Raw genomic sequence first — 9,620 nt, 5'->3', positions numbered from 1 at the left:
TTATCAGTGCTCGGAACCTGACTGTCGCGAATGTCCCATCCTTGGTCATTTCCGCTGTAGAATTCTTTTTGCGCAGATAACAGTCTAAGAGCGTCAATGGGCTGCCTTTTTTCGCGAAGTTTTCGCGACATGGGCTGTGCATATGGAATGTGTCATCCGGCCGAGGATCTCTACCCTCTCAGCCAGCCAGTTCAGTTCTTCCAGATCGATCTGATAATGCTTAGAATAGCGCGCCTTCACATAGGCGTCCTTCAGCTTCTGAAACATTGCGCGTTCCTTGCGTAAGCCCCGAGGCCAAACATCGAAAAAGCGCGGGGGTTTCTACCTTCGGCCTGTAGTCGGAGGAAGGCGATAATTGTGATCGTACGGGGGTGTAAAAATGTCAGCGTTAAAAGGATAGCCTGATAGAGAGCTTCGGCTGTACGATGGAGTAAGAAGGCCGCTTGCTTTTTTGAAGTCTCGCTCGATTGCCACTTTGGCCAGCTCAAAATTACTCATCGCATCAGGAAAATATTCGTCGAAATAGTCCTGCGCGGCTGTYGCTGCTTCCGACGGCGTCTTGGGCTTGGGYTTGGCCAGTTCGCGATCATCGGCTTCGTAGAGGGCGATGCCCTGTTCGGCTATTTCCATGAAGAAGACCCGGCCATGGCTGAGGCCCTGGTTCACCTGCTGAAGCGAGTGAACGATGAAATGCACCGGCGTATGGATGCGCTTCTCGATCAGATAGGCGTCGATGAGGCGCTGCTCTGCGACCGACCAATAGGCAGCGACGTCGGCCAGTTCCTTCTGGTTGACGATGACCAGGATATCCATGTCGGATTTATACTGATTGGCATCGAAGGGCGCATCGACCCAATCGCCCCGCGCATAGGAGCCGAAAAGGATGATCTTGAGGATGCGGGCCGACTTCTTGCGGCCAGTCGCATTCTCGGTTGCCTCCCGAAACTCGGCGAACAAGATGCGCACGACCTCTTCGAGCTCTCGCTGCTTGGCTGCTGGGAGGTGGTCAAGGTTGGTACGCATCACTGATGTCCAATGAGGTGGATCGCGTCCTTGCCCCCGGCCACCCCCTTGGGCGTCAGGCGGCGATCAAAAGTCGCGAGCTTGCCCCCATTTGCGACCGCAAGGGCAAGGAGATAGGTGTCGGTCACCTGCGCTGACGTCAGGATCTGGCTTGCATCGACATGGTCTGCGGTCAGCAGGCTGATATCGTCCGGCCAAAAACTGTGACCGGGAAGTCTGCACATCTGGGCCATGATCGTCGCGACCTCGGCCGGAGAACCCGGCGTTGCGGGATAGCGGACGTTGCCGACGATCCGGATCACGCCGTTTTCGGTCATAGGGCAAGTCGCCCAGGCCTTGCTGCCTTCCGCCTCGAACCAGCGGTGCGCTGCCTCGTGACCGACATGATTGGGGTCGATCAGTGCGACAAGAATGTTGACGTCCAGAAGGTAGGTCATGGCGCCTCATCACGAAGGGCGTTGACGATATCCTGCGTCACCACGACCCCAGGCTTGGCTGGCAAGAGACTGATCCCGTTGCGCGTGCGCGTTGCTTCGGGCGCACGGAGCGCCTTACGGGCGAGATCCGACAGGACGCGCCCGATCGAACTATGCTGATGATCGGCGATCGCACGCGCCGCCGCCATGACATCATCATCGATCACAAGGGTCGTCCGCATTGCATCATCCTCACGCATTGAGCATCGCGCATCATATGCCATCTGAATCGATGGCGCAACGATGGACGAATGCGGCGGCGGCCGCACAAGCCCCATCCATAATATGGTTGAGGGCATTTTTGATTGGCGGCGCCAGCCGAACCGTGATCCGCCGCTTGTCGCGCGGGTCGGGACGGCGCGTCAATATCTTCCGCACGGCAAGGTTGGCGGTCCACCGATGCGCGCTTGAATGGGGGATGTTGGCGACCGTGCAGAGGGCGGACTGATAGACCGCAAAACCTTCCAGCTCGGCCTGGTACAGATGGAGCAGCATGTCCCAGTTGGGATTGGTGCACAGGTGACTGCCCAGGCTCTTTTCGATCAGACGACGTTCCTCGATCAGTGCCCGGCACGTCTCCAGCCGTTTATGCCGCCGCCTCGCTGCGGCCTCTTCCAGATCGTCGTCGTTGTGCCGCATTTTATCCCCTGTCGATGCACGCGAATATCTATCCCTGCTTTTGCTCAGCCGGTGACCGGCTTCGGCAATTCGCCAGCCCGGAAAGCGTCGATCAGCGCGTGCTGCTCGGAGGCGAGCATGTCGATCGCGCCGACCTGCCGCCCCGGATCGCGCAACAGCAGGGAAGGACAGCGCCCCTCATGGTTGCCAAGATTAGGCCGGTGAATGCGGTAGCCCAGCAAATCTGTCAGATCGGCATCGAAGGTGCGGGCGACTTCGGGCGGGTAGGCCAGCCACTGCAGTTCATAAGGCTTAAGCCATCCCAGTGTGTAGCTGATGATCATGCCGCGGCGGGGCGCGAGCGAACGATTGGCCCCGCCGGCATGCAGCGTGGAGCCCAGGAACAGGAGCGCCGCGCCTGGTTCCATCTCGGCGACGATGGATTCGTGTGGATCGATCAGCACCTCGCTGCAGCGCCGATGGCTGCCAGGCCAGACATGGGTTGTGCCATTCTCCTGGGTGTAGGGCGTGAACGGCCACATCACATTGACCAGAAACTCGACCCCGAGGGCCGGATCGACCAGGCGGCTGCATGGCCACATATCCTGGTCGCGATGCGGCACCTGCTTCCGCGAACCGGGCATCAGCTCAATCGCTTGCGTAAGGTTGAGCGAGAAATGATCGCACCAGGGACCCAGCACTTTCTGCACGATATCGAGGATCATGGGATGCTGGACGAAATCCCTTGTCCGGTCTGACCGCCTGAGCAGACTGCCAAAGCGTTTCGTATCGTCGCCGTAAAATGGCCCCGCCGAAAGCGGGGTGGCGCTAAAGTCGTCGGCGAGGTCGCACGCCAGGGCTGTAACCTCACATGGGGATATGGCCTGCGGAATGATGCAATAGCCCTGGTCGAGCAGTAGATCGGCGTGAAACTCTGCACATGGAGTATCGGGTAAATGTGCCATGGTCGTTTCTCCTATGCGGCGGCGACCGCGGCGAATTGAGCGGGGGCAGGGCGCCAGACGCCGGCGGCTTGCATCAACGCGGGCGTGTCTTCCGAGATGATGATCTGCATCGCACCCAGCATGCCGCAGGCCAGCGTCCTTGGAAGGCCAAGCGGGCGACATTCCCACCCGAAAGACAGGATCTGGCTGAACCAGGGCATGTCGGCCACGCAGCAATAGCTCTCGATGCCTTCCTCAAGCGCGAAGCTGGCCGCCATCGTCACAAGATGATCGCGGACCTGACGGCGCTCGGCCGCGCGCAAGTCGCGAGACAGGCAGAAGCGCGATATCTCCCAGATCGTGGTGCTCGCGGGTGGCGCCAGGTCGCACAGTTCAGGGAAAATATCGCCAAGCAGGTTGGGGCCGCTGGTGGGCAGAAGCCGCATCGATCCCAGATGGGTGCCGTCGCGCTCGGCGGCGATCAGATAGATGGTCGATGGACCGTCGAACTGATCGATTTCATAACGTCCGGCCAGGACGGGGATGTCCCAGCGGAGCAGATCGATGAAGACGCGCTTGCGCGCCTCATACATGGATCGAAGAACGGTTTGTTCCTGGAGGCTCCCGCCTCGAATGATTTGCATCATGTCGGCTCCCTTGTCCTGTTGGCAAGTCAGCGTCGCGCAACAGGGACGGGGGAACAATTCCTCCAAAAAGAGGGATGGCGGAGAGCGGGGGACCGAAGATAGTGCCGCACGCAAAGCGTGCGGCTTTGGAAGATCTACCTTCTGATATTGAGGGCGCGGTAGCAAATCTGTCCGTCGAACAAGGCGCGCACGACCAGCTCGGTTCGCTTGTAGACATCATATTTGCGCATGGCATCCTCAATATATTGGCGGACCGTGTTCGGTGAAATATTGAGGATACCCCCAATTTCGGCATTGCCCTTACCGCATCCGACCAGGGCAATGCAGTCAAGCTCCCTCTGACTGAGCGCGGGAATGTCGGGCGTTTTCGTGCCGGGTGCCCATCGCGCTCGCTGCAGACGGCGCGCCGCTTCAAACGCGAACATGCCGATGACTTGAGCGGCCCCTAACAGGTCGGCGGTGGGCCTGACAGTCTCGCGTCCTGCGAACGAACAGCTTCCCCTATATTCGCCAGCCGCCTGCACCGGGATGGTCAAGCCCTCGCGCAAACCGAATGGCTTGGCCTCTTCCAGGATGTGGCGTTGTCGTTTCGTCATCCTGATCATGGCGGGAATGACGCTCCACAGGAACGCCGTTACCGTTTTCGTGCTGGCCGCATGCACGGGGTCGTCGACATAATAGTTGCGTAACAGAGATCGCTCTATCCAGCCCTCAGGGTAGCTCGTGATCACCATGGTGTCGTGGGGCGGACCGATCAGATCCACATGATCAACGAGGGCGAATTGCTCGAAACCCAACGAGGGCGTTGCCTCGCCGAGCAGCGCTTTGAGCGCAAATTCGTCCGTAACTTCTCTGCAGTCATCTACAAAGGTTGCGAGACGCGGTGACATATACATGACTTTCTCCTCATATGGGTTGGCCTGTCGGCGACACTGTCCAAATTGACGACGCGATCCTGGCGCATCGGTCCGCTCACTGCCGGGCTGCTGCCCATCCCGGCCGTGGAGGAGAGCCGGGGTCACTTTGCTCAGCGGAACGGGAGAAGAGTAACAGCGGCGACGTCAGCGCCAAGTCGGTTTTAAACCGAAATGTTCTTTTCACAAATTTGTCATCGAAGGCGTGGCTTGGACGCAACATCCTATCGGCGGCAAGCGCGCCTCAACGGGCCCGCCCGCCCCGATACACAAGGCACGGTGCTGCGATTTGGGCGATGGGTTTAGGCAGTGATCTTCGCGATAATGCCAGGTCAGCATTCTCATCACTGATCGACCGCCTATCTTGGCGGCTTCGACTTCTTGCCAGGCATTTTGGGTGGTAGCGGGGGCTTGAGGGCGGCAATGGCTGCTGCGCCACCACGTTGGATCGAGAGCTGCCGCAGCTCGCGCAACTTCCGTTCAGTCAGTGTTTCTACCGACAGATCCTGGACAACAGCAGCATAGCGCGATTGCACGGAGATGCGCGCAGCGTCGATCTCGTTGGACGATTTGCGCTGTCTCGTCTCAAGCTCGGCCAGACGTTCGCGTGCGGTTAGTCTCGGCATGATCCATGGTCCTCATGGATCTGGCCGCCGGAAGTGAGAATGCCAAATCTACACAGCGTTGCAAGGGGGGTGTCGGCGCTAAGGTGCAGATACTGCTCGTTCAGGGGAAGCGATCTGGCAGGCGCTGACCCGATCGGGATTACGGCTTTTCCAGATCCTCCAAATAATGGGACGCAAAGTCTACCTTGAAGGCTGACCTAAGAAGGAGGTGGTGATCTGGCATCTGGTAGGTCCGCCATTCTTTACAGGTCGGCAGCTTGCCCTTCTTACCGGGCTTGATCTCCGGGGTGTACGGGGGGGGCGACAATATCGTGGATATAGTCCCCCGCCTGATCGTCAACAGCATCGATGCGACCATCGCCGCTGCTGAGGCGGGGGTGGGACTCGCCAATCTGCTGAGCTACCAATCGGCCCCGCGCATTGCGAACGGGCAGTTAGTGGAGGTGCTGGCGGATCATGCCCCGTCCCCCATGCCGGTAAGCCTGCTCTACGATCCCGGTCGGGCGGCTATGCCTGCGGTTCGCGTGTTCATTGAGGCCATGCGGGAACAAGGGAGGCAAGGAGCGTGGTCCTGATCAAGATCGGTGCGAACCGAGAGCACAAAATCATTGTCTCGAGAACGGAGCGCAACGCCCGGTTGCGCGAATCAGGAATTTCCCTTTGAAAGGCTGGACTGGTTCGATCGCGGAATTGAGTAGGCCGTTTTTCCCCTGAACGCGGACCTCCAAATCAACGACCAACGACCTAAACTGGATAGAGCTTTGCCTTCTGCCCAGCCGAAATCACCCCGCAGAACTTCGGTGCGAGTCTAAGCTATCCCGTTTAGCTGGACGCTTATGTCGCCAAAGCCAACGGGCGGCGCGCGTGTGATGAAATGGCCCTTCACCCCGTCGGGCCATTGCGCATAGGGCACCTGCCCATGTTCGCTCTGTGCATAGTGAACCGCATAATCAAGGATGGCGCGTGCCGCCGCCTCATCGGGCAGGAAGTGCCCAAGCACATAGCTGATCTTGCCGGGCGCACGCAGATGGATGGTGCAATGCGCCTTGCAGGCAAAAAGGCAGGGCATCTCCTGGACGTCCACGCCATCATAGCGGTTCGAACTCGCTTTGACCTGGTGCAGTGCCTCCACCAGCTTCCCTCCGCCGAACAGGCCATTTGCGTCCTGCCGCTCCTCGGGGGAGAAGCGACAGCTGTTGCAGGCGACGATGGCAGGCCCATCCTTGACCGCTTGCAACATGGTCAGGCCGCCGCCCGCAGATCGCGCCTCAGCAGGCCGCCGCTTTCCAGCAGAAGCTGGAACAGGCGCAGGCCACCCAGGATAAGAGCGTAACGGACAAATTGCCGCAGCAGGATGTCCGGTGTGAACGCCCCATAGCCTGCGTTCATCGCCACGGCACCGATCAGAACGACCAGCTTGAACCCGACAAAGGCGGCGATATAGGCCATGACGAGCCGCGCAAAGGAGGACTGGTTCGGCAAAGCGCTGACTATGCGATCAGCTACCAGCAAGGCAGCGATAGCCGCCAGCGCCAGAGTGACGGCCCAACCGGCATTCTGCGCCGTCAGCGAATAGTCCAACAGGCAATAACCGACGGCTTGCGACGCCGACCAGGCGGCCAGCATGAGGATGATCCCCGCCTTGCGCGGCACATAGAGAGCCGCGAGCGCAGCCAGAGCGGGAAAGGGCGTGGCGCAGGCCAGCACCAGCGTCGTCGCTATGCTGGCGAAGGTCATCGATCCGATCCACAAATTGCGGGCGGCGGCAGGGGACATAGGCTGCATGGACAGGCACTCCTTGGCTTTACGAGGGTGGGGATAGGGCCGGGTCATCACAGCCGCGCCCGGAACCCGGCGTAGATGCTGCGGCCAAGCTGGCCATAGCGACGCGCGGTTTCATAATAGTCGTCGAACAGATTTTCGGCCCGCGCGAACAGGGTGAGGGTCTGCGTCACCGGCATCTCCGCGCGCAAGTCGATGATCGTATAAGCGCGGTTGACGAAGGGCGTCACCGTGGCACTGGTCCGCGCCGTGTCGATCGTCTCGCCTGACCATCGCATGGCGACCGCCGTGTTGAGGCCGAACGGCCAGGCATAGCGCGCTGTCGCATTGGCGGCGTGGCGCGGCCTGCGCGCAAGCTGATTGCCGAAATTGAGGCCCGGCGACCGGTCTTCCGCCACGATCCAGCTATAATTGCCGTCGATGGTCAGGCGGCCGATCTGGGCAAGGCCTGCCATTTCCAGACCATGCGCTTCGCTGCGCTGGATATTGGCATAATAGCCCGCCCGCGGCGTAGTCGTTCCTGGCGCAAGACAAAGCGGCGGGCGGTTGCTTGTCGGACAGCCATTATAGGTGATCAGATTGTCCGTGTTCCGTTCGAACCAGGTGGCCGACAGGATCAGCTTATGGTCGAAAAGATGCTGCTCAACCCCTGCGTCCCAACCGCGCGACTTTTCCGGGTCGAGCGCGCTGTTCCCATATTCGCTGTGCAACTGGTAGAGGGTAGGGGCTTTGAAGCCCTCGCCATAGCTGGCGCGCAGGATCGTGCGATCGTCAAACAGCGACCAGACCGCGCCGCCACCAAATACCATATTGCCACCAAAGGCCGAATGACGATCATGGCGAAGCCGCCATTAAGCGTGAGGCCAACGACCGGTTCGATCCTGACCTGTGCATATTGGCTGTCGATCTCGGCCGACGCCCGGATGGTGGTAAAGCTGGCCAGGCTATTGGGAGGCGAGGCGGAGCGCATTTTCTGTTCTTCGCGTTCCACACCAAAGACGATGGTCCAGCCCTGGGCGAGGCCAAGCGTGCCCTGATATTCGTACCGATCGGTTTGCCCCTTGGCGGCGAAGCTTTGCGGACGCACCGTCCGCAACGGATTGCTATTGTCGCGCACCGTTTCGCTGCGGCTAAAGCCCAGGCGGTTGCGCAGCGCGCCGTCGAACAGATCGGCATTGAGCCCGGCATAGCTGGTCCACTCCTCGACCAGCGAATATTCCGAACTGTCCGGGACCGATCCTGCGCTGTCGATGTCGGCGCGCCCCTTGGCGTAATAGCCGCGCAGATCGACGGAGATACCGGGCGACAGGGCAATGCCGACCCGCCCGTTGAGCGTGCTGTTGGTATATCCGTCCCGCTCCTTGCCGCCAAAGCGCGGGCTGATCGCGGAGATGCCCTCGGTTGTGAAGCGCCCCCCTGCAACGCGCCAGTGAACGGGGCCGCTGCGCCCGCCCACGGCTGCCCGCGCATTGACGGTATCGCGCGAGCCCGCTTCGATATCGGCGGACGCCTCCAGCTTGCGGTCGGGCGTTGCCGTCACGATGTTGACGACGCCGCCGATCGCCTGGCTGCCCCACAGGATCGATTGCGGCCCGCGCAATATTTCGATCTGGTCGATGTCGCCGGTCATCAGTGTCGCGAAATTATAGCCGCCATCGGTTGAAGATGGGTCTGCCAGCTTCACCCCGTCAATGACCAGCACGGTCTGGTCGCCCTCGGCACCGCGGATACGGATGGATGTCGCCGTGCCATAGCCGCCATTGCGCGTGAAGCTGATGCCCGGTGTGCGGACCAGCAGGTCCGACACGACCGGTGCTTGCGATGCGTCGATGGCCTTCTTGTCGAGCACGGTGAGGCTGGATGCGACAGTGTCGACAGGCGTTGGCGTGCGCAGGGCCGACACGACAATAACGCCGCCCGCATCGATCGCCGCCAGGGGTTCGGCCTGGACGGCCATGGGAAGGCAGGCCAATGCGGCCACAGTGGTTTGTAAAATGTTACGCATCGTTAATCCCCCGTCTTTGACAAGACCGGGCGCGCACGACGCGGCGCGGGGACGAGCGCAGAACGCACGACACCACACCGCGCGAACACGCACGGTCGAACTGTCGTTGCGCGAGGATATCCTCGTTCGACCGGCACACCCTGTCCGGACGAAGAACGACTGCGACGGGCAGGTCTCCTGGCTTGCGGGTCAACGCCGGTTCGGCCGCCTTCTCAGAACCTTGAAGGTTCCAATGGGATCGTGTCCCACGGGGTTCTCTAATCGCCACTGTCAACAGCTGACCTCTTTGCGGTTCGTCACGCGCGCTGGGCTCCAGGGTTCTCTCCGCGGTCGTCGCGCTGGACGCCGCATGTTAGCGTTCAAAGTAGGGTGAATCTAAGTGGTGTGCGCGGTCCGTGCCGCACTCGCGGGAACGATCTCACCCTCGCTAAGCGTCCCAGCGGGACGCGTTCTGTCGCGCTTGAGTTCAGCGTATTGCTTCGGATTTGGATCAGCCATGGCCGCCTCCCGGAAGGTCGTGTTGGTACGCCACATTGCGTGCAATGTTACCGCCAGCTTCCTGGCCAGGGCGACTTTCGCTTTGCG

At 60.6% G+C, this 9,620-nt stretch carries 14 protein-coding genes and 1 pseudogene; 1 reads left to right on the top strand and 14 read right to left on the bottom strand.

What is annotated here, in order from left to right; translation table 11 throughout:
- Positions 1–93: 93 nt before the first annotated feature.
- The 9 genes from BF95_RS30835 to BF95_RS23625 all read right to left on the bottom strand — a co-directional run bounded on the left by BF95_RS30835 (position 94) and on the right by BF95_RS23625 (position 5,248).
- On the bottom strand, positions 94–267 hold the full coding sequence (locus BF95_RS30835; protein ID WP_327195521.1) for a hypothetical protein: 174 nt from the start codon (positions 265–267) through the stop codon (positions 94–96).
- Between the two features lie 54 nt (positions 268–321).
- Entirely contained in the window at positions 322–1,023 is a 702-nt protein-coding gene (locus BF95_RS23660; protein WP_327195520.1) for a nucleotidyltransferase domain-containing protein, read from the bottom strand.
- Positions 1,023–1,460, bottom strand: a complete 438-nt coding sequence (locus BF95_RS23655; RefSeq protein ID WP_037475387.1) for a TA system VapC family ribonuclease toxin — start codon at positions 1,458–1,460, stop codon at positions 1,023–1,025. Before BF95_RS23655 ends, BF95_RS23660 begins: the two co-directional genes overlap by 1 nt.
- Positions 1,457–1,681: a CopG family transcriptional regulator gene (locus tag BF95_RS23650; RefSeq protein ID WP_193378838.1), complete on the bottom strand. Its 225-nt coding sequence runs from the start codon at positions 1,679–1,681 to the stop codon at positions 1,457–1,459. Before BF95_RS23650 ends, BF95_RS23655 begins: the two co-directional genes overlap by 4 nt.
- Positions 1,682–1,712: 31 nt before the next feature.
- On the bottom strand, positions 1,713–2,138 hold the full coding sequence (locus tag BF95_RS23645; protein WP_051520215.1) for a MarR family transcriptional regulator: 426 nt from the start codon (positions 2,136–2,138) through the stop codon (positions 1,713–1,715).
- A 44-nt stretch (positions 2,139–2,182) separates the two neighbouring features.
- The gene (locus BF95_RS23640) at positions 2,183–3,082 is read right to left on the bottom strand and encodes a phytanoyl-CoA dioxygenase family protein (protein WP_043155060.1); all 900 of its coding nucleotides are present in this window, start codon (positions 3,080–3,082) and stop codon (positions 2,183–2,185) included.
- A gap of 11 nt (positions 3,083–3,093) precedes the next feature.
- Entirely contained in the window at positions 3,094–3,708 is a 615-nt protein-coding gene (locus BF95_RS23635; protein WP_096063691.1) for an acyl-homoserine-lactone synthase, read from the bottom strand.
- 134 nt (positions 3,709–3,842) lie between these two features.
- On the bottom strand, positions 3,843–4,598 hold the full coding sequence (locus tag BF95_RS23630) for a LuxR family transcriptional regulator (protein ID WP_235209968.1): 756 nt from the start codon (positions 4,596–4,598) through the stop codon (positions 3,843–3,845).
- A gap of 383 nt (positions 4,599–4,981) precedes the next feature.
- A complete protein-coding gene (locus BF95_RS23625) occupies positions 4,982–5,248 on the bottom strand; it encodes a hypothetical protein (RefSeq protein WP_043155055.1) in 267 nt (88 codons plus the stop codon).
- Between the two features lie 311 nt (positions 5,249–5,559).
- Between BF95_RS23625 and BF95_RS23620 the strand changes: the two genes are divergently transcribed.
- The gene (locus BF95_RS23620; RefSeq protein WP_235209967.1) at positions 5,560–5,823 is read left to right on the top strand and encodes a LysR substrate-binding domain-containing protein; all 264 of its coding nucleotides are present in this window, start codon (positions 5,560–5,562) and stop codon (positions 5,821–5,823) included.
- A gap of 233 nt (positions 5,824–6,056) precedes the next feature.
- Here BF95_RS23620 and BF95_RS23615 read toward each other — a convergent pair whose 3' ends face one another.
- The 5 genes and pseudogenes from BF95_RS23615 to BF95_RS29875 all read right to left on the bottom strand — a co-directional run.
- Entirely contained in the window at positions 6,057–6,488 is a 432-nt protein-coding gene (locus tag BF95_RS23615; protein ID WP_051520214.1) for a DUF1636 domain-containing protein, read from the bottom strand.
- Between the two features lie 2 nt (positions 6,489–6,490).
- Entirely contained in the window at positions 6,491–7,033 is a 543-nt protein-coding gene (locus tag BF95_RS23610; protein WP_037480377.1) for a hypothetical protein, read from the bottom strand.
- 47 nt (positions 7,034–7,080) lie between these two features.
- Positions 7,081–7,839, bottom strand: a complete 759-nt coding sequence (locus BF95_RS29885; RefSeq protein ID WP_235209966.1) for a TonB-dependent receptor — start codon at positions 7,837–7,839, stop codon at positions 7,081–7,083.
- An 800-nt stretch (positions 7,840–8,639) separates the two neighbouring features.
- Positions 8,640–8,987 (bottom strand): annotated as a pseudogene (locus BF95_RS29880) (TonB-dependent receptor); the annotation flags it as partial.
- Positions 8,988–9,410: 423 nt separating this feature from the next.
- Positions 9,411–9,620 (bottom strand): hypothetical protein (locus BF95_RS29875; protein ID WP_043155050.1); only part of this gene is annotated, 210 nt, incomplete at its 5' end.

It is taken from the genome of Sphingobium sp. Ant17 (genome assembly GCF_000588875.1).
In the GTDB taxonomy this organism is placed as follows: domain Bacteria; phylum Pseudomonadota; class Alphaproteobacteria; order Sphingomonadales; family Sphingomonadaceae; genus Sphingobium.
Note: the sequence above shows the minus strand (reverse complement) of the source record. Positions and strands in the feature narration are given on the sequence as shown.